A 20069-nucleotide genomic window follows, 5' to 3' on the forward strand; every position below is an offset into this window, starting at 1 on the left:
ACGTCTCTCTTCGCGCAATGGGGGCTCAGCGGAGCGCATGTTGAACTGGAGTGAATTACCGGCGCGTAACCGTGTTTCGTCGGTATTGCGATGCGGTCGATTTCGTTTCCGATGGGTGACGTTTCGCGATGAGGGTGCGCCTGCCGGTGCGGACCCGCATCCCGGGTTCGCCGGACGCACCCGGAGCGCACCCGGTCGCTCGTGCCGGTCGCTCGTGCTCACTGCGGCCACGGCTGTGCCCACGCCCGCGGCCACAGCAAGATCGGTATTGCGGCGAGGGTACCCGCGCGCCCGACGGTAAGGTAGGTCTCATGGCCGCCGACTTCACAGAGGAGATCAAGGCTCTCGACGCGACGCTCGCGGGCATCGAAGCAGTTCTTGATCTTGAAAGTCTCCGGCGCCGCGCCGCCGACCTTGAGCACGAGGCAGCCGATCCCGAGCTGTGGAGTGACCAGGACCGTGCCCAGGCTGTCACCCGCCGGCTTTCGTCGGTACGTGGGGACCTCTCGCGGGTGGAAGCGCTGCGCCGGCGTCTCGATGACCTGATCGCCGCCATCGATCTCGGGGACGACGACCTGCTCGCCGAGGCCGAGGGGGACATGCCGACGCTCGCCCGGGACATCTCCACGCTCGAGGTCCGCACGCTGCTGTCCGGTGAGTACGACGAGCGTGACGCGATCATCCAGCTGTCGGCCGGCGCCGGTGGTGTGGATGCGGCCGACTGGACCGCGATGCTGCTGCGCATGTATATGCGGTGGGCCGAGCGGCACGGCCACGCCACCGAGGTGTTCGACACCTCCGAGGCGGAGGAGGCGGGTCTGAAGTCCGCGACGTTCCAGATCAAGGCGCCGTACGCCTATGGGACGCTGCGTAGCGAGCACGGCGTCCACCGGCTGGTGCGGATCAGCCCGTTCGACAACCAGAACCGGCGGCAGACCTCGTTCGCCGGGGTCGAGGTGACGCCCGCGGTCGAGCAGTCCGACCACGTCGAGATCGACGACAAGGAACTGCGGATCGACATCTTCCGTTCGTCCGGGCCGGGTGGGCAGGGCGTCAACACCACCGACTCAGCGGTGCGAATCACCCACCTGCCCAGCAACATCGTCGTGACCTGCCAGAACGAACGCAGCCAACTACAGAACAAGGCCGCGGCCATGATGGTGCTCCAGGCGAAGCTGCTGGAACGCCGCCGTGCCGAGGAGGCCGCCGAAAAGCAGCGGCTGACCGGCGGCCCGCAGGACGTGTCCTTCGGCTCGCAGATCCGTAACTACGTCCTGCATCCGTACCAGATGGTGAAAGACCTGCGGACCGACGTGGAGACGTCCGGTACCGGGGCGGTGCTGGACGGCGACATCGACGACTTCATCGACGCGGAGATCCGCTGGCGGCGCACCAGCGAAGGCAATTCCTGACCCGTATCCAGACAGCGGGCGGGCAGCCGTGGTCATGGGCGGGCAGCCGTGGTCAGAGGCCAAGTCGCTGATGCCGTGATGCCAGGTACTCGCTCGCCCACAGTCGGCACCACGAACCGGTAGAGGTTGTCCAGCACCCCGCGGGCGATCATTTCGCCAAGCATCCCCGGGCTCCCCGCGTCCGTCTGGCGGAGAGCCTTCAGATAGCGGTCACGGTCGCGGCGGGCGAGGACAAGCGGCGGGTAGCCGAGCCGGCACAGCAGCAGGTTCAGCAGGAGCCGCCCGGTACGGCCGTTTCCGTCGAGGAATGGATGTACCCGTTCGAAGGTGGCATGGATGTGTCCGAGGCGCTCCATGAGATGGCGGCCGTCGTCCGTGGTGACCGCCTGGACCTCGTCCAGCCAGTCGCGCATCCGCGCCGGTTCCTGCGGGCGGCCGTGGAGCCCGATGCGGCGAAGTTGCTGAGTTCGGCCACATCTAATTAGAGCAGAGCAACTTCGGCGACGGTCCCGGCCTGGTCGGCCAGTGGGTAGAGGGCTGACCCGCTGCCCGACCGACCCGACCCAGACCGACCCGACCCAGACCGACCCGACAGGGACGCGGTCAACGCGTACCTGGTCGGGGCGCGCCTGCGGGCCTACGCACCTATGGGCCTGGGGCGGTCGGCGGACTGAATACCGATACGTCCGCTACTTCCCCGGTAGTCAGGCTATTGTTCCGGAGTGCATCGGGATCCGATTGATGACCGTTGGTAACCCCCGCCAGGCGGTCTCCCGTGGCCGTACACGTGGTCTGGCGTTCCGGCGGCGCCGAGGCGGACAAGCTGGCGCACGCGGTCTTCACCCACCTGGAGGCTGACCCGTCGCATCCCAACATCCGTTCGCTGGGGGTGCCGGTCCGGCACTGGTCGGCGGGTGAGTCCCCTGAGACGCCCTGGCTTGTGGCGACGCCGCCAGTTGTGAACCTTGACCGGTCGGAACGCAACCTTGTCGTGCTGCTCGTCGACAACGGGCTGGTGAGCGCCGGTTGGCAGGACTACCTCGCGGAACTGGTACGTACTGCGGGTTCCGGATCCGGTAACTGGTTTCTGCCGTTCTCGCTCACTCCGAACTTCGCCCGGATCCCGGCATTGACCCAGGTCGATGTCGTTGATCTGCACAGCGTACCGGTGGATCTTCGTGAACAGGTTTTCCTGAACCACGTCCTGCACCGGGTATGCCGCCAGATCGGCAATTCGGACCCAGTGCGGGTCTTCGTCAGCTATGCCTCCAGGGACGGTGGCGACATCGCGAGGGAGGTGAGCCGTCATCTCCGCCTTGAAACCGATGTCGACGACTTTCTGGACGCACATCATATTGCCGGTGGAGATCGGTTTGCCGATATTCTTGATACCGCGGCCATGGGTTCTCCGCTGCTTGCGGTGAACACGGACTCGTACAGCGCACGGCTGTGGTGCCAGCGGGAGTTTCTCGGCGCGAAACGAGGGTCCATGCCGGTAGTCGTCCTGGATGCGATGAGGGACGGATCGGTGAGGACCTTCCCGTATCTCGGAAATGTTCCCGCCGTCCGTTGGTATGACGGTTCGCGCAGTGTTCTGGACAGGCTTGTGGGGGTACTTCTGACGGAGGCGCTCAGGCACAGGTACTTCCCGTTACGGGCAGCCGAGATCTGCGGCAAGCATGGTGTAGCCCTGCCGCCGCTGCTGCTGGCCCGGCCGCCCGAACTGCTGAGCCTCCTCGACATTCCGCGGTTCTCTACCGGGACCGGGCAGTTTGTCGATCTTCTATATCCTGATCCACCTCTGGGCGCGGAGGAGACGAGGTTGCTGGCCGAGCTCGACAGCTCGCTGCGACCAGTGACACCGACGATGCTGTTCTCGTCCTGATGACTCGTCCTGATGACAGGAGACGTGGTGGCAACGGTGGACCGGGAGGTCGCAGTGACATCCTTGCTTGTGGACCTCCGGGTGGCGGTCTCCATTTCGGACAGTCCTGATCTCGCCGGTCGGGGTATGGGAATGCCGCACCAGCAACACGCCTTCGTCGAGCTCGCGCGGCATGTCCTGGCCGCAGGCGGGTCCCTCGCCTACGGCGGTGACCTCAGACCCGGCGGCTACACCCGGGCGCTGTTCGACCTCGTGGACACCTACGACCTGCCCGGTCGACCCGGGCCGCAACGGGTCACCGACTACCTCGCGTGGCATCTGTTCCTCCGGTTCGGCGTGGACGAGCAGGCCGAGGTCGTCGATGTGGCCACGGTCGTCGGTGTCGCCCCGCCGCCGGACATCAGCCTCGACGATCCGGATCTGCGCGGCGAGGTGACGACGGTGACGGCCCGCTGGAAACGGACCCGCTGCCTGACCGCGATGCGCGAGCGGATGGCCGCCGAGACCGGCGTACGGGTCATGCTCGGCGGTGGTGTCATCGTCGGTTCGGGCCTCTACCCCGGTCTGCTGGAGGAAGCCGTGCTGACCCTGCGGGCGGGCCGGCCGCTGTTCCTGCTCGGCGGGTTCGGCGGCTGTACCGAGCGGGTGATCTCCGCGGTGCTGGGCGGGCATCCACATGATCTTGATCTGGAGAGTCAGATCGCGGCCCGGCCGCAGTATGCCGATCTCGTGGCGGAGGCCGCCCGGGCCGGTACGCCGGCCGACTACGAAGGTCTGCTCGGCGAACTGCGGGCGGCCGGTCCTGACAGCCTGGCCAACGGTCTTGACCGGGCTGAGAACGAGGCGCTGTTCACCACGGACGACGTCGACGAGATGGTTGCGCTGGTGCTGCGGGGCCTGCGCCGCATCGCCGGGCGCGGCTCGGCGTGACGGTCCGCCGCTCCGCTCTGCCTGACGACCTGCCGACCTGCCGGCTCGATCATGATGTTTGTCGCGCGGCCGGAGTCACTGGGAGACTCTGGGACGGTGGACAGCTTCGAGACGGACCCGACTGCCGAAAGCCACCAGAGCGACCAGACCGAGACCGACCAGACCGAGACCGACCAGACCGAGACCGAGACCGAGATCGACCAGACCGAGACGGGTACGGACCGGACGGCCGACACCGACCAGCCGGCGCGGATGTCGGACACACACCCGGACACACACCCGGACACGCGTCATGGCAGGGCCGGGTGGGTGGCGCTTGTCGGCGGCGGCCCGGGACGTCCTGATCTGATCACTGTCCGGGGCCTTGAGCTCCTGCGCCGGGCGGACGTGGTGGTCGTCGACCGGCTGGCCCCGCGGGCGCTGCTCGACGACCTGCGGCCCGAGGTCGAGATCGTGGACGCGGGCAAGGAGCCGCATGGTCACAACCTCACCCAGGAGGAGATCAACAGGCTGGTCGTGGACCGGGCCGGGCGAGGCCTCGGGGTGGTGCGCCTCAAGGGAGGCGATCCGTTCGTCTTCGGCCGCGGTGGCGAGGAGGCGCTGGCCTGCGCGGAGGCCAGGGTGCCCTGGGAGGTCGTACCGGGGGTGACGAGCGCGGTGGCGGTCCCGGCGCTCGCCGGCATCCCGGTCACCCACCGTGGGATCACCCAGGACGTCACGGTCGTCTCCGGTCATGTGGATCCGTCCCATCCCGGTTCGACGGTCGACTGGGATGCGGTGGCAACCGGCGCCGGGACGGTCGTCGTCCTGATGGGCGTGGGCGCGTTGGCGCGGATCGCGGCCGAGATGATCAAGCGGGGCCGGGCGCGGTCAACCCCGACCGCTGTGATCCACAGCAGGAACGGTGGTGATCAGCAGGTGGTGACCGGACCGCTCGCCGATATCGCCAGTCTGGCCTCGGATGCCGGTATTGAGTCGCCGTCCGTCATTGTGATCGGCGATGTTGTCGCCCTGCGCGACAAACTCACCTGATCTTCCGCTCCCGGCATCCGGCAGCAGGTTGTTCTCATCGGTATCCCGCCGGTTTCAAATATGGCGGGCGGCCAGTAGGCAAAGCAACACCAATACTGACAGAACGACGAGCAGCGTCTGCGGGGTGATCGCAAAGGACGTGTGGTGCAGCGAATCGCGGGCGGACCGGCAGGACGGGCACCGTGCCTCGGCCACCGGTCCGGCACACCGGGCGCATACCAGGTCCTCACAGCACATGCCGTCGACCTCCTTGCGTCCGTTCGGCGAGTCGTCGTTTTCATGGGCTGACCCGCACAATGTCTGGCGGTTCGGGAAAGTTCCGTCACGGTTTGGATGGCTGTGGCTGTCGGCCTACCCACTGGTCTCGCTGTTACCCGGATGCGTAGGCCCTGACCGGCAGCCGTTCGCCGGTGTGGGCGGATGGCGGCAGGGGGACGCGGCAGGCGACGCGGAGTTTCGAACCCTACCGTACGCTGTCGCGCGCGACACCGCACCCGTCATGCTTCAGGAGTACTGGCGAAGGACGGGACTAGCATCCATTATTAACCCAGAGTGTCGATATGGATGCTAGGAGCATCAATCGTGATTCGCATGACGTCGGTGACCAAGCGGTACCCAGCGGCTGCGCGTCCCGCGCTGGACGACGTCAGCGTCGAGATCGCCGCGGGGGAGTTCACCTTCCTGGTCGGCCCGTCAGGCTCGGGCAAGTCCACCTTCCTTCGGCTGCTGCTGCGGGAGGAGCGGCCCACCGCGGGCGTGGTCGAGGTGGGCGGCCGTGACGTGACCCGCATCCCCAACCGCCGGGTGGCGCTGTTGCGTCAGCAGGTGGGCTGCGTGTTCCAGGACTATCGGCTGCTGCCGGACCGGACCGTCGCAGGCAATGTCGCCTTCGCCCTGGAAGTTACCGGGCGGCCGCGGCACGTCACGCGCACTGTTGTACCCGAAGTCCTCGACCTGGTCGGACTCGCCGGCAAAGCGGATCGTTACCCCGACGAACTCTCCGGCGGTGAGCAGCAACGAGTCGTGGTCGCCCGGGCATTTGCCGGGCGTCCGCAGGTCCTACTCGCGGACGAGCCGACGGGCAACCTCGACCCGGCCACGGGTCTTGAGATCATGAGGTTGTTGGACACGGTCAACCGGACCGGCACGACCGTCGTCATGGCCACGCACAACGCCAGCCTCGTGGACGCCATGCGCCGCCGGGTCATCGAGCTTCGGAACGGGACGGTCGTGCGTGACCAGGCTCGCGGTGTCTACGGGCTGGTTTTCTAGGCATGCGTGGCATGCGGATCGGTCCGCTCCTGCGGATCGTCGGCACCAGTCTGCGACGCAACCTGGCCGTGACCCTCGCGGTGATCGTCACCGTGACGATCTGCCTTACGCTTTTCGGCGCCGGCCTGCTGCTGCGGGCCCAGGTCCGTACGGTCAACGGGTTCCTCCTCGATCGGATCCAGGTCGTCATCGATCTCACCGACAACGCCTCGGACGCCGAACGGGACACCCTTGCCGCCGACCTGCGGGCCGATCCCCTGGTGCAGTCGGTCGTCTACGAGGACAAGGCGCATGCCTTCGCGCGCTTCAGGCGCGACTTCCGCAACTCGCCGGACGTCGTCAGCGGGGTGAACGCGAACGACCTGCCCGCATCGTTGCGGCTTACTCTCACCGACCCCCGCCAGGCCGGGGAGATCATCAACGACTACACCGGACGGGACGGTGTCGACCGGGTCCGCGACCAGCGTGCGCTGCTGGCACCGCTCTACCGGTTCCTGGACGCGTTCACGGTCGGCGCGTTCGTGCTCGCCGCGGTGCAGGCGTTCTCCATGGTCGCGCTGATCTACACGATGATCCGGATATCCGCGTACGGGCGGCGACAGGAAACCGCGATCATGCGTCTGGTTGGTGGGACGAACAGGACGATCCGGGCGCCGTTCGTCCTGGAAAGCGCCATCATGGGGATGGTCGGCGGGACGCTCGCCGCGGCGGCGCTGATCGTCGGCAAGGTCTATCTCGTCGACCACCGGTTCGCCCGGCAGACCGCCTTTCCTCTTTTCGGCTGGGACGCGGTGTGGGCCGCCGTCGTCACCGTTTTCCTGATCGGTACCACGGCGTCCGCGGGCATGGCCGCGGTGGCGCTGCGCCGCCATCTGCGCATCTGACATGCCCGGCCGGTATGCCTGTCCGAGGTACGCCTGGATCGCTCGATCCCGGCACCAACCGCATCCCGTAACCTTGGTGGAACCTGGCTGGGAAGAGGGACACGGAAAGTGCCGAAGGAGACCGGTAGGAAGCTGGTTGCGCAGAACCGGCGGGCCCGACACGACTACACGATCCTCGACACGGTCGAGGCCGGGCTGGTGCTGCAGGGCACCGAGGTGAAGGCGCTGCGCGCGGGCCGGGCATCCCTCGTGGATGCCTTCGCGCAGATCAGCGACGGGGAGGCATGGCTGCACGGCATGCACATCCCCGAGTACACCGAGGGCACCTGGACGAACCACGCGCCGCGGCGGCGCCGCAAGCTGCTGCTGCACCGCGACGAGATCGCCAAGCTGGTCGGCAAGACGCGGGAGGGCGGCCTGACCCTCGTCCCGCTCGCCCTCTACTTCAAGGACGGTCGGGCAAAGGTGGAGGTCGCGCTGGCCCGTGGGCGAAAGACCTATGACAAGCGTCATGTGCTCGCCGAGCGGGACGCCTCCCGCGAGGTCTCGCGGGCGCTGGGCCGCCGGGCCAAGGGCCGCGACGACTGATTCGCCTGTGCCGACCCGCGCTGATCGGTGTTGACCGCCGTGCTGTCGCCGCTGTCGCCGCAGCCGCCACTGTCGTGGCCGGTGGTCGAGGCGTTGACCATGCCGGCCGGCCAGGATCTACTGGAGGCCGCCACCGGCGCGCTGGCATCGGGCGCCGAACTCGCGCTCGGAGCCCGGCTACGGGCCGCCGGGCATCCGCCGGAGCTGGTCGCTGCCGCGTTCACCCAGGCTGAACTGCGGGCGCGGGCCGCGGCGAAGTTCTCCCGTGCGGCCGAGATGTTCTTCACCCGGGACGGTCTGGAACAGGCGTCGTCCGAGGCTGCGGCCCGCCACCGCGCAACCCGCTTCCAGAGCCTCGGACGGCTCGCGGACCTGTGCACCGGCATCGGCGGTGACCTGCTTGCGCTCACCGCCACGCATGACGTGCTTGCCGTGGACCGGGACCCGACCCATCTGCGGATGGCCTGCCACAACGCGGGCGTTCACAACGCGGGCGTTCACGGGGCGGCGGATCGCAACGCCGGCGATGTGGATGGCCGGTGCGACGATGTCCAGAACGTCGATCTCGGCGGGGTGCACGGGGTGTTCGTCGACCCCGCCCGGCGGACCGGCGCGGGCCGGCTTGCCGCGGGAGCGTGCACCCCGCCGCTGGCCTGGTGCTTCGGACTGACCGACACGGTCGCCGCGGTCGTGGTCAAGGCGGCCCCCGGGTTGCCGCTCCATCTCGTCCCGCCCGGCTGGGAGGTCGAGTTCGTCGCGGACCGCCGCGACCTGAAGGAGGCGGTGCTGTTCTCCCCGGCTCTCGCGACGGTGCGTCGGCGAGCGAGCGTGCTGCTCGGCGGGCTGCCGGGCACGGTGGCCACGCTGACGGGTGATCCCGACCTGGGTCCGCTGCCTGTCGGCGAGCCGGCCGGTTATCTCTACGACCCGTCGCCGGCCGTCACCCGTGCCGGGCTCGTCGGCGAGCTGGGACGCGGTCTCGACGCCCGGCAGATCGACCCGCGGATAGCCTTCCTGACCTGTGACGGGTCGCGTCCCACGCCGTTTGCCCGGGTGCTCCGGGTCGAGCACAGCCTCCCGTTCGACGTCCGGTCGTTGGCCAGGCTGCTGCGGACAGCCGGCGTCGGAGCGGTGGACGTCCGACGTCGGGGTCTCGCCGGTGACGTCGAGGTGATCCGCCGGCGGCTACTGCCACGCGGTCGCGATCTGGTCCCGGGAGGGCCGGCGGTGACGGTTGTCATGACCCGCCACGCCGAGCGTCCGTGGGCGCTGGTGTGCACCGACCCCACGGGCGTGTCGTTGCCCTGACAGCGTGCTGTCCCGAGGGACGCCGACGCCGCCCGGGATGCCGGTCTACGGCAAGGCCGTATAGGATGAAGACCGGCAGGATGCACGACGACACAACGTGAACTGACAGAGCACGGGGGTGACCGGTTTCGACTCCGGACGTCGGGATAGGGGAAGCGGGCCGAGGATGAGCGGTTATCTCGTAAACGATCCGCTCAAAGAAATAACTGCCAACAAGTCGCAGTCTGCTACCCCCGCTTTCGCCCTCGCGGCCTGAGCGGTACTGAGTAGCCGTCAGCCTGGGAGTTCCTCCGGCCCAGGGCCTGGCGTCGCTAGGAGGATCACTCTCTGACCCGGTCACGGGGTCAGATGGGACATCTCACAGTGACTGAGCCCACACCAGCATGCCTGTGTGACAGGTGGGGCTGAGAAACAAGTAGCAGGATGCGCCCGGAGAAGCCCTGTTGCGGGGCCGGAGGACGCGGGTTCGATTCCCGCCACCTCCACGAGCTGGCCGATGGTGCTCGCCGACCTGGCGGTCGGCTTCGCCGTCGGCCGCTATGTTTCCCGGGGGGACGACCCCCCCGGACCCCCCGAGCTGGCCGATGGTGCTCGCCGACCTGGCGGTCGGCTTCGCCGTCGGCCGCTATGTTTCCCGGGGGGACGACCCCCCCGGACCCCCCGAGCTGGCCGATGGTGCTCGCCGACCTGGCGGTCGGCTTCCGACCCTCGCTACCCATGTGATTATCAAAAGCTTTCGTTCGACAACGGTCGGTCGCAGCCCTGGTCCGGTACAGCTACACGAGGACGCTCGGCAGGCCTACACCGCGCGCGGGTACCTGCCCCGAAGGTCGGCTCCGGATAGCCTTGAGTGGTGACCGCTTTTCTGGGTGTGGAGATCGATGAGGCTCGCCTCGCCGCGGTCTGCGACAGGTACGGGATCGCGGAGCTCAAGCTGTTCGGGTCACGAGCGCGCGGCACCGCGCGATCCGACAGCGATATTGACGTCCTTTACACCCTCCGCCCCGGGCGACGACTGGGCTGGGAGATCGAACAGCTCGCAGATGATCTCACCGACCTGTTCGGATGGCACGTTGATCTGGTGTCGGTACGGGCGTTGCACCCACTGCTGCGGTCGTCGGTGCTGGCTGAAGCACGGCCTGTGTATGCGGCGTGACATTCTCCTGCTCACCGAGATGATCGAGGCGGCCGAGCAGGCGCAGGAATTGACAGACGGTGTCACCCCCAGCGATCTGGAGACAGACCGTCAGCGCCGTGACGCGTTGCTCTGGAATTTCACGGTGCTCGGCGAAGCCGCAAGTCAGCTTTCCGACGCAGTCACGACTCGCTTTCCTGACGTCACATGGAAGCAGCCCGTGTGATTGCGCAACCGGATCGTCCACGGTTACTGGTCAGTGGACGTGGAAATATTGCACACGACCGCCAGGGAGCAGCTGTCCGGATTCGTAGCCGACCTCCGTCGTGTTCTTCTCGCTATAGGCGAGAGCACCTAAACCAACGCCCCGTCGCCTCCGACATCCGACTCGTGATCGTGACCCGTCACGCGGTGAGCACCGCCGAAGAAACCGTCACCGATCTACCCGCCGCGGTCTGGGCCTGATCCGGACCGTGCAAACCGAGCGGAGGTCGCGCCTCGAGCTCCGAGATGGCGCCCGAGGCGCTGAGGCCGAGCGCGACCGTGCGGACCTCGACACGTGCCGCGCCCGGATGTCGACGGAGGCCGTTCACATTCAGTAGTGTATAGGGACAATTCGCTCCCCCGGACCCCGATCTTTGGTCTCGGTCCATGGTGCTCGCTGACTTGAGGGTTGGCTGGCCTGAGGGTCGGCTTCACATGTTTTCGGACCGGTCGACGGTGAAGGTGCACCAGACGGACTTGCCGCGCTCGGTGGTGCGGGCTCCCCACCGGTCGGCGATCAGCGAGACGAGATACACGCCGCGACCGTGCTCGTCATCCATGGCCGCGCGCAGCCGCCGTGGCAGGACGATCGCGCCGTCCCGGACGTCCAGTACGAGCTGGTCACCGGTGCGTCGCAGCCTCAGGTCCATGGACGGACCCCCGTACAGGACGGCGTTGGTGACGAGTTCGCTGACAACAAGAACGATGTCGGAGGCACGGTCGGTCGGGATCCGCCAGGCACGCAGTGCGGAGGTGACGGCGGTGCGGGCATCGTGCACGGCCTGGTGGCTGTCTGGGATCTCCATTCGCAGTATGGGCTGCACGGCATCCGACGGCGCCGACGGTGAGACCTGGACCAGCAGCAACGCGATGTCGTCGTCCTGGTCGGCGGGCACCATCCGGTCGACGAGCAGATCGGGTAGTGCGGCCAACGGGGTATCTCGACTTTCGGCCAGGTGCTGGCCGAGTTGGTCAATGCCGGCGTCGATGTCGCGGCCGCGCTGCTCCACGAGCCCGTCGGTGTAGAGGGTGAGCAGAGCACCGGGCGGCATCGTGACGCGCTGCGTCGCGAACTCCGGAAGGTCGGTTCCCAGCGGCGGTCCGCTGCCTTCGGTGAGCTGGTGGACGCCGCCTGCCGGGTCGGTGAGCAGCGGGGGCAGATGGCCTGCGCTCGAGAACGTCAGGGACCGGTCGAGGGGATCATATACCGCGTACACGCAGGTCACGATCGCGTCCTCGGTGAGATCACGGACAACCCCGTCGAGCAGTTCGAGGACGTCCGCCGGAGGCAGGTCAAGGCGGGCGTAGGCGCGCACCGCGGCCCGGAGCTGCCCCATGACGGCTGCGGCGCGCACCCCCCGGCCCATCACGTCACCGATGACGAGGGCGGCGCGGCCGGCGCCAAGCTCGATCACGTCATACCAGTCCCCGCCGACATCGATCTCATGCCCCCCGGCGCGGTAGTACACCGCGGTCCGCAGGGTGTCAGGGGCGAAGGTCGTGGTGGGAAGCAGACTTCTCTGAAGTTCGGCTGCGATCCGGTGTTCGCGGGCGGCTGCCTGCTCGACGACGGCAGCGGCCCGCAGGGCCTGCTCGGCCTGTAGCCGTTCGGTGAGGTCGAGGCACGAACCGATGTATCCGGTGAAGTGGCCCCCCAGGTTGAAGATGGGTCGGCCGATGTCGAGTATCCGCCGGTACCTGCCGTCGGCGTGACGCAGCCGGTATTCCATCTCGAACGGCTTGCGGGCGTCGAAGGCGTCGCGGTAGACGGCAACGCAACTGTCGAAATCCTCCGGGTGCACGCCTTCCGTCCAGCCGTACCCGAACTCCTGCTGGAGCGTGCGCCCGGTGAACGCGAGCCACGTGTTGTTGAAGTAGTCGCACCCGCCGTCGGTGCCGGACCGCCAGATCAGCAGTGGGAAGTCGTCGAGGATGTGCAGGTAGTGCGCGCCATGCCGGCGGGCCCGTTCCAGCTCCAGGTTTGCCCGTACCCGCGCGCGTAACTCGGCGACGGAGAACGGTTTGGTCAGGTAGTCGTCGGCGCCGGCTTCCAATCCGGCGACCGCGGCATCCTGCCCGGCGCGCGCCGACAGTGAGATCATCGGGATGTGAGTGGTCGCGGGATCCGCGCGGACCGCGGCGAGCAGGGCGAAGCCGTCCAGCCCCGGCATCATCATGTCGGTGAGCACCAGGTCCGGCGGAGCATCCCGGATCATTCGGAGCGCCGCAGCCCCGTCGGTGGCCACTGTCACGTCATGGTCGTCCGTCAGTAGTGCGACCAGATAGTCGCGCATGTCGGTATTGTCCTCCACGATCAGCACCCGTGCCCGGTCATCATCGCCATCCGGGCGCGGGCGCCCCTCGGCAGGGCGAACGGGCTGGCCGGACCAGCGCATCGACTCGGCAAGGAATTCCTCGGCAGATCCAACGGGCGCGTATGTGGTGGTGGATGCGCGAGCCTGGACAACCTGGTCGGCGGGAAGGTGCGCGGTACCGAACGGTAGCCGCACCGTGAATGTGCTGCCCGTTTCCGGGGTGCTCGCGACTGTCACGGTGCCGCCGTGCAGCGCGGTCAGCTCGGCGACGAGCGCGAGACCGATACCCGCGCCCTCGTGCGATCGGCCACCTGCGTTCCGGACACGATGGAACCGTTCGAACAGGCGGTCCTGCTCCGCGGCGTCGATGCCGACACCGGTGTCGGTGACCGACAGCTCAGCCCTACCGGTTGGTTGTTCGTCCGTCGCCTTCACCCGGATGGTGATGCTTCCGCGCAGGGTGAACTTGACAGCGTTGGACAACAGGTTCAGGACGATCTTTTCCCACTGGTCATGGTCGACCCATACCGGCTCGGGTAGTGGCGGGCAGTCCACCAACAGGGTCAGCCCGGCTTTCTCGGCCGCCGCCCGGAACATGCTCGCAAGCTCCACGGTGCAGCCGGCGAGGTCGACGGGCTCGTACCTGGCCTCCATCCGGCCGGCCTCCAGCCGGGCGAAGTCCAGCAGGTTGTTCACCAGCCGAAGCAGGCGCAGCGCGCTCCGGCGGACCAGTTCGACGCGTTCGCGCTGGACCTGCGCGAGCGGGAACCTGTCATCGGTGAGTGCGTCCAGCGTGGGATTCAGCATCAGGGTCAGCGGTGTACGGAACTCGTGGCTGATGTTGGCGAAGAAGGTCGTCTTCGCCGTGATGAGCTCGGCCAGTGCCGTTGCCCGGTCGCGTTCGGTCGCATACGCAACCGCGCCCGACATCGAGCTGGTGATCTGGTCGGCGGCGAGGGAGAAAAAGCTCTGGTAGTCGTCATCCAGCGGCAGCCTGGGACTCACCCCTGCCACCAGCACTCCGCGCGCGCCCACCGCCCTGAGCGGATGAACCAACGCGCGCCTGACCAGGACACGTCCGGCCGGCACCGTCAGCCCTTCGACCAGGACTGGTCCCCGCCGGTGGAGCGCTGCCCAGGCCTGGACGGCGAAGCCGGCCCGCGTGGCGTCGATATCGTCCGGGCCTAGGCCCGCCACGAGTCGTAGTCCGACGTCGTGACCGGGCTCATCCAGGTCGACGGCATCGTCCGGTAAATCACCTTTCAGCTCATCTGCCAGGTAGAGCAGCGCGAATGGAACATCGGCACGGGCTTCACCGAAAGCCGATGCCGCCCGTTCCAACACCTCACGCCCGGTCCGCGCCTCGCCCATGCCGGAAGCGAGCGAGCGTAGTGTTCGCAGCCGGCGTGCGCCCACCACCTGTGCGGTCGTCTCCGTGCACGCGCTGAACACTCCGCCAACCCGTCCGGACTCCTCGCTGATCGGGCCATTGGAAAAGGTGAAATAACACTCCTCGGGATAGCCGCGCCGGTTCATGGGGAGCATCTCGTCCTCGTGGTAGCTGCCTCCTTCCCCGGCCAGGACCGATGACAGCATCGGTCCGACGGCGTCCCAGATCTCCGCCCAGACTTCTTCGGCCGGTCGGCCCATCGCCTCCGGGTGCTTGTTGCCGAGCATCAGCGCGTAGGCGTCGTTGTAGATTTTCACGAGCTGCGGTCCCCAGAAGATCACGATGGGGAATTGGGAGGTCAGACAGATGCCGACTGCCGTCCGCAGGCTTTGCGGCCAGTCCCGTGGGGAACCGATGGGCGTCGCCGACCAGTCCAGCCCCCGCATCAGGACCCCGACGGCACCTCCGGCGTCGAACACCTGCGCCAGCTCGGTCGGGATGGCGGCGACCGGATGCGCGAATCCGTACCGTCCTCCCCGGCTGCCGGTCTGGGCGGCGTTGAGATCCTGATCATCGAAGATGGTGCGTGGCTGTCCCGTTGCCGGGTTGTTATCGTCGCGGTCGGCAACGGGTCCGTCGGTTGACCTCCGATCTGACGGCACCACGAACTCCTGACGTCTCACCCACGGCCCTACCGGCTGGTGTCCATTGCTCTGTTGTGAGGACCATCCCTGTTACGAGGATCTTCTCTGTCGCTAATGACTCTCTGTCACCAAAAACTCTCTGTCGCTAATAACCCTCTGGGACCATACGGACTCTTGGAGTACCCACCCAATCACGCCGGAAACCCGCAGATTGACCGGCCCGGCGGGCGTCGGCCAAGTGATGTAGGTCAGGTTGTGTAGCCACGGCTCGAGTCGGTCAGCTTGGCTTCGCCACCAATCGTCGCGACGAACTCCTTGGACACGACGGGGTGCGAGAACATCGGGTAGTCCTTCGCGATGGCGTTGTCGTGCTCCTCCTGGGATGTTGCCGCGACGCAGTCGGTGAGGGTGAAAACGTTGAAGCCCTTCTCGTAGGCGGTTCGCATCGTGGACTCCACGCAACAATTGGTGAGAAAACCGCTGAGCGCTACATTCCGGATTCCCTTGGCGCGGAGGATGAAGTCCAGGTTCGTGCTCATGAAGGCATCCAGCCCGCGCTTGCCTTCCACGACTATGTCGCCCGCGGCCGGTGCGAGATCCGCGACGATCTCCGCGCCCCACGATCCCTTGACGAAGGCGTTGCTCGCCACGACGCCGGCAAGGATGCCGTACGGGTTCGCGCCGAGCTCCCCGTAACCCTTGGTGAACGAGATCGGAGCATGGATGATCGTGGCACCCGCCTGCCGGGCCTGGTCGACGGCCGTGATCGCGTTGGCGAGCATGCCGGACCGCTCCATCACGTCCGAGACCGCGCCGTGCAACGCGCCGCCGTCCGTGGTGAAGTCGTTCTGGAATTCAATGAGGACAAGAGCGGTTTCGTCCGGATTCAGGATCATCGAGTCTCCCGCGGCAGATGGTGGATGCTGTGCCCCATCTCACACTAGACTCGTACCTGTGATACGGGCCCCCGCCAGCCCCGACTGTCCGGTCAGGCTCCGGCCGTCTCCGCCATCCCAGGGGTACCGTCGCATGGTCCAGATGCGGGAGGCAGGCCGGAGGCAAGGACGCCGACGACCACCCGCCGCAGCGCGTCCGTGAAAACGGTCTGTTCGTCGGCGGTCAGCGGTGCCAGGACGTGCTGCTCGGCCAGGCGTAGGCGGGCGGTCATCTCCCGGAGCCAACCCAGGCCCGTGTCGGTCGGCCGGATGATGCGGGCGCGTCGGTCGGCCGGGTCGGGACACCGTTTGACCAGCTGGCTGCGTTCGAGGTCGTCGACGAGGCGCACCATGACCGATCGGTCGATGCCGAGGCGGCGGGCGACCTCAAGCTGGTTACGGGAGCATCCGCTGGCGGCGGCCGACAGCACCTGTAGCCCGCGCAGGCCACCGGGAAGATCCCCGACCGCGGCCTGTGTCGCCTGTAGGAAGCCATGCAGGACCTGACTCAGCAGCCAGCCCAGGTCCTCGTGGAGCTCCTCCGGCAGCGCAACGGTCTCCGCATCTGAAGGTTCCACCTCGTAATCCTACTACCTGCTATCTGAGATAGTCTTCTCGTACGATGCGTGTACCTACAGATGATCGTGGCTAGGTACAGTCTCGCGGCGCATCCGTTAGCAGTCTTTCCGCTGACCACAGGTCCGTTGACCGCACAAGGAGATCGAATGTCCACCCTCCTGCACCTCGACTCAAGCGTCAGCCCCGCCTCGTCCTCCCGGGGCGTTGCCGGCCAGTTCGCCGCGGCCTGGACGGAGAGCCACCCCGGCGGCACCGTCTTGCACCGGGACCTGGCAGCCAACCCGCCCGCGCATATCAACTGGGACGCCGTGGCTGCCTCGCAAACCCCGGCGGAGGCGCAGTCAGCGGACCAGGCCGCGGCCTGGTCCGCACGGGAGGAGCTCATCGCCGAGCTCGAGGCGGCCGACAGCCTCGTCGTGTCCGTCCCCATGTACAACTGGTCGATCACGTCAACCCTCAAGGCGTGGATCGACGCCGTCATCGTCGTCGGTCGGACGGTCGATCTGACGGGCGGCCCCGGCGCGCTCACCGGCAAGCCGGTCACGGTCATCACCGCCCGTGGCGGGGCATACGGCCCCGGCACTCCGCAGGAGGGCAACGATCACCAGGAGCCCTACCTCCGGCACGTGTTCGGGGCGCTCGGCGCCACCGACATCAGCTTCATCCACGTCGAGCTGACGATGGCAGCGGTCAACCCGGCCATGGCCGACCTTGTTCCGCTGGCCGAGCAGTCCCGGGAAACGGCCGAGAAGGCTGCACTGGCCCGCGCCGCGGCCTGAGCGGTTCCGTTCCGGCCGAGACTCTTCGGCCCTGCCGCCGCAACCGCAGTGGTAGGGCCGAAGGCGGCGCGATCATGGGTTTTTGTGCGTCGCCGGAGGTTTCCGCAGTGGTAGGGCCTTGCCCGGGTTGAGGATCTCGGCCGGGTCGAGGGCGTGTTTGACGGCGTCGTGCAGCGATTGCGCGACCGGGTCCAGTTCCTCGGCGAGGATGCGTCGCTTGAGCACACCGACGCCGTGTTCGCCGGTGACGGTTCCGCCGGCTTTCAGCGCCAGGTGGAGCAGGTCGTCGAATGCGGCAAGCGCACGCCGCGCCGCGTCCGGGTCGTCATGGGGATAGACGATCGTCGGGTGCAGGTTCCCGTCGCCGGCGTGGCCGAAAGTGCCGATGATGACGTCCCGTTCGGCGGCGATGCGTTCGATGCCGAGGATCGTCTCGGCGATGCGTGAGCGCGGCACCGCGATGTCGTCGAGCAGCCACGCGCCGAGGCGCTCCAGCGCAGGGAAGGCGAGCCGGCGGGCGCCGAGGAGCATGTCGGCCTGTTCAGCATCCTCAGAGCGGTAACTTTCCGTGGCACCCGCCGCGTCGCATGCGGCGAGGATGCTGTCGGCTTCGACCTCACCGGCCCGTCCTGGCAGGTCGCTCTGCGCGATGAGCAGTGCGGCGGCGGAGGTGTCCAGACCCATCGGCTGGAAGTGTTCGACCGCGGCCAGGGTTGTTGCGTCCATGAGTTCCAGCAGGGACGGTGTGGCCACGACCATGATCTTCTCGACGGCCCGACCGGCGCTCACCAGGTCACCGAACAGCGCGACGGCGGTGGTCGGCGGCGGCGGTAGCGGACGCAGCCGCAGCCGGGCCTCGGTGACGACGCCGAGGGTGCCCTCGCTACCGACGAACAATCCGATCAGGTCATAGCCTGCGACTCCCTTGATGGTGCGCCGCCCGACCCGGGTGACGCGCCCGTCGGCCAGGACGATCTCGAGGCCGAGAACGGCGTCGCGGGTGCTGCCGTACTTCACGCAGCACAGGCCGCCGGCGTTCGTGGCGATGTTGCCGCCTACCGTGCACCAGTCCCGGGACGCGGGGTCCGGTGCATACAGCAGCCCGTGGGCGCGGGCGTCGTCACGCAACCGCTGGTTGATCACGCCCGGTTCGGCGACGGCGTATCCGTCGGCGGGGCGGATCTCGTGGACGGCGTCCATCCGTTCCAGGCACAAGACGATGCATCCGTCGGATGCGTTGGCTCCGCCGGAAAGCCCGGAGCCCGCGCCACGCGGAACCACCGGTACGTGTCGTGAGTGGGCGGCCCGCATGACCGCCTGGACCTGCTCTGTGGTGCGGGGGAAGACTGCGACGGCCGGCTGCCCGGCATTCGCCCCGGTCGCCTGGTCATGGCGATAGGAAACGAGAAGATCCGGGTCCGTCATCACCGCGCCGTCGGGTAGCGCCGCATCCAGCTCCCTGACCAGGGTGTCCTCGTTGGCCCGCATTCGCGTCACCCACCGACGATAGAACCCGGGCGGACCGTGCGCGGTCGGTCACGTTCCCCGTCCGTCTCGTCGGGGACATCCACCCGCCGCAACAGCCGACGCCTCGAGCTGCCGGACTACAATAAGCTGGATTGTTGAAACCGGGAGGGCGTACATGAAGTTCGAGCTGCTACTGGCTCACGGCTCACGCAATGACATATTCATTGTTGACGGCCGGCCCGACCGGTATTTTACGGACGTAACCGAAGTCGCCGGTTTTGTTCGTCTCCTCTGCGACCGGAAAGGTTCCCTGGGCGGGGACGGTCTTTATTTCGTGGACGACTCGAAAGCAGTGCCCGAAGCGTTCTTCTTCAACCCTGACGGATCATCTGCCAAATTGTGCGGAAATGGTCTGCGGTGCGTCGGACGACTCGTTCTCGAGCGTCGGGGAGTCGATTCACTGAATGTTTCGACAGGCGGCGGTCTGTTTCGGGTCGAACGGATCGAGGATGTGGCTCCCGGTGTCTGGACAGTGGCCGTCGAGTTGCCTCCGGTAACATTCCGTGCGGCCGACGTCCCCATTGTGAGCCCGGCCGCCGAGCACGTGGACGCGGTTATCCCGGGCCTGGACCAACGCTTCCGCTTCACCGGTGTGGCCGTTCCGAACTCTCATCTTGTCGCGATCGTCGATGACTATGCCGAGGACGAGCTGGTCGCTGTCGGGCAGGCGGCAGCCCGGCTGCCCGACGTCCTCCCGGTCGGCGCGAACGTGTCGTTCGTCAAACAGCTGTCCTCGCCACGGGAAGTCTTCGTCCGCACCTTCGAGCGTGGGGCAGGGCTGACCCCGTCCTGTGGATCCGGAGTGGTCGCGGCACGTACGGTGTACTCGAGGCTCGGTCATGCCCCGGACGGTGAGGCGGTCCTGGTCCGCAATCCGGGTGGGAGTTCGATCTGCCTTCTGGTGCCCGGCCCGGACGGTTCCCTGGTTCCGCGGCTCGAAGGTAACGCGACCTTTGTCTATCGAACCGTTGTGGACGTGACGCAGCTTGAGCAGGCCGGTCGGGGGGACCTGGACCTTGAGATGCAGACCGACGAGCTCGCGGCTTACGAACTGTTTCACGAGAGCAACCTGCAAACCATTAAAAAAATGTTGGTGTAGGTGGTCTCCGTCGTCCTGGTGACGGTTTCTACCTACAGGGGGCCGATCTGCATCCAACAGGCGAAATCGGCCTGTATGGTGAGTCTCCAAC

Annotated in this window: 16 protein-coding genes, 1 other RNA gene and 1 pseudogene; 13 read left to right on the plus strand and 5 right to left on the minus strand. The window is 67.3% G+C overall.

Annotated features, from left to right (window positions below; genetic code table 11):
- The first annotated feature begins 311 nt into the window (after nucleotides 1-311).
- Nucleotides 312-1412 (plus strand): peptide chain release factor 2, encoded by a 1101-nt coding sequence (prfB, locus tag NBW77_RS01190; RefSeq protein WP_131745747.1) that lies wholly within the window; start codon nucleotides 312-314, stop codon nucleotides 1410-1412.
- Nucleotides 1413-1444: 32 nt separating this feature from the next.
- Here the strand turns inward: prfB and NBW77_RS01195 are convergent, their stop codons facing one another.
- Entirely contained in the window at nucleotides 1445-1894 is a 450-nt protein-coding gene (locus NBW77_RS01195; RefSeq protein ID WP_349816940.1) for a Fic family protein, read from the minus strand.
- 293 nt (nucleotides 1895-2187) lie between these two features.
- On the opposite strand from NBW77_RS01195, the gene NBW77_RS01200 reads away from it, so the two are divergent.
- The 10 genes and pseudogenes from NBW77_RS01200 (at nucleotide 2188) to NBW77_RS22210 (ending at nucleotide 10804) form a co-directional block, all read left to right on the plus strand.
- A complete protein-coding gene (locus tag NBW77_RS01200) occupies nucleotides 2188-3297 on the plus strand; it encodes a TIR domain-containing protein (RefSeq protein WP_165485874.1) in 1110 nt (369 codons plus the stop codon).
- A gap of 27 nt (nucleotides 3298-3324) precedes the next feature.
- Nucleotides 3325-4227 (plus strand): hypothetical protein, encoded by a 903-nt coding sequence (locus tag NBW77_RS01205; RefSeq protein ID WP_250279159.1) that lies wholly within the window; start codon nucleotides 3325-3327, stop codon nucleotides 4225-4227.
- Nucleotides 4228-4479: 252 nt separating this feature from the next.
- Nucleotides 4480-5259, plus strand: a complete 780-nt coding sequence (gene cobA, locus NBW77_RS01210) for a uroporphyrinogen-III C-methyltransferase (RefSeq protein ID WP_131745766.1) — start codon at nucleotides 4480-4482, stop codon at nucleotides 5257-5259.
- Nucleotides 5260-5841: 582 nt separating this feature from the next.
- Nucleotides 5842-6531: a cell division ATP-binding protein FtsE gene (gene ftsE / locus NBW77_RS01215; protein ID WP_131745751.1), complete on the plus strand. Its 690-nt coding sequence runs from the start codon at nucleotides 5842-5844 to the stop codon at nucleotides 6529-6531.
- A gap of 11 nt (nucleotides 6532-6542) precedes the next feature.
- Nucleotides 6543-7415: a permease-like cell division protein FtsX gene (gene ftsX, locus NBW77_RS01220; RefSeq protein ID WP_131745752.1), complete on the plus strand. Its 873-nt coding sequence runs from the start codon at nucleotides 6543-6545 to the stop codon at nucleotides 7413-7415.
- 108 nt (nucleotides 7416-7523) lie between these two features.
- Nucleotides 7524-8003: an SsrA-binding protein SmpB gene (gene smpB, locus NBW77_RS01225; protein WP_250279160.1), complete on the plus strand. Its 480-nt coding sequence runs from the start codon at nucleotides 7524-7526 to the stop codon at nucleotides 8001-8003.
- 39 nt (nucleotides 8004-8042) lie between these two features.
- Nucleotides 8043-9311, plus strand: coding sequence for a THUMP-like domain-containing protein (locus tag NBW77_RS01230; protein WP_502799413.1), 1269 nt, complete (start codon nucleotides 8043-8045; stop codon nucleotides 9309-9311).
- A gap of 114 nt (nucleotides 9312-9425) precedes the next feature.
- Nucleotides 9426-9799, plus strand: a transfer-messenger RNA (tmRNA) gene (ssrA, locus tag NBW77_RS01235).
- 365 nt (nucleotides 9800-10164) lie between these two features.
- The gene (locus NBW77_RS01240; protein WP_131745768.1) at nucleotides 10165-10467 is read left to right on the plus strand and encodes a nucleotidyltransferase family protein; all 303 of its coding nucleotides are present in this window, start codon (nucleotides 10165-10167) and stop codon (nucleotides 10465-10467) included.
- Between the two features lie 19 nt (nucleotides 10468-10486).
- Nucleotides 10487-10804 (plus strand): annotated as a pseudogene (locus tag NBW77_RS22210) (HepT-like ribonuclease domain-containing protein).
- A gap of 337 nt (nucleotides 10805-11141) precedes the next feature.
- On the opposite strand, the gene NBW77_RS01255 reads toward NBW77_RS22210, so the two are convergent.
- The 3 genes from NBW77_RS01255 to NBW77_RS21985 all read right to left on the minus strand — a co-directional run bounded on the left by NBW77_RS01255 (nucleotide 11142) and on the right by NBW77_RS21985 (nucleotide 16572).
- Complete coding sequence (locus tag NBW77_RS01255; RefSeq protein WP_250279161.1) at nucleotides 11142-15077, minus strand: SpoIIE family protein phosphatase; 3936 nt, start codon at nucleotides 15075-15077, stop codon at nucleotides 11142-11144.
- A 230-nt stretch (nucleotides 15078-15307) separates the two neighbouring features.
- Entirely contained in the window at nucleotides 15308-15955 is a 648-nt protein-coding gene (locus tag NBW77_RS01260) for a cysteine hydrolase family protein (protein WP_131745755.1), read from the minus strand.
- A 92-nt stretch (nucleotides 15956-16047) separates the two neighbouring features.
- Entirely contained in the window at nucleotides 16048-16572 is a 525-nt protein-coding gene (locus NBW77_RS21985; protein ID WP_131745756.1) for a MarR family winged helix-turn-helix transcriptional regulator, read from the minus strand.
- 147 nt (nucleotides 16573-16719) lie between these two features.
- On the opposite strand from NBW77_RS21985, the gene NBW77_RS01270 reads away from it, so the two are divergent.
- The gene (locus NBW77_RS01270; protein ID WP_131745757.1) at nucleotides 16720-17352 is read left to right on the plus strand and encodes an FMN-dependent NADH-azoreductase; all 633 of its coding nucleotides are present in this window, start codon (nucleotides 16720-16722) and stop codon (nucleotides 17350-17352) included.
- Nucleotides 17353-17424: 72 nt separating this feature from the next.
- On the opposite strand, the gene NBW77_RS01275 is transcribed toward NBW77_RS01270, so the two are convergent.
- On the minus strand, nucleotides 17425-18840 hold the full coding sequence (locus tag NBW77_RS01275) for an FAD-binding oxidoreductase (RefSeq protein ID WP_131745758.1): 1416 nt from the start codon (nucleotides 18838-18840) through the stop codon (nucleotides 17425-17427).
- A gap of 154 nt (nucleotides 18841-18994) precedes the next feature.
- Here NBW77_RS01275 and dapF point away from each other — a divergent pair, with 154 nt between their 5' ends.
- Complete coding sequence (dapF, locus tag NBW77_RS01280; protein ID WP_131745759.1) at nucleotides 18995-19978, plus strand: diaminopimelate epimerase; 984 nt, start codon at nucleotides 18995-18997, stop codon at nucleotides 19976-19978.
- Nucleotides 19979-20069 lie beyond the last annotated feature (91 nt).

Source organism: Frankia sp. Cppng1_Ct_nod, from assembly GCF_920656135.1.
Lineage (GTDB): Bacteria > Actinomycetota > Actinomycetes > Frankiales > Frankiaceae > Protofrankia > Protofrankia meridionalis.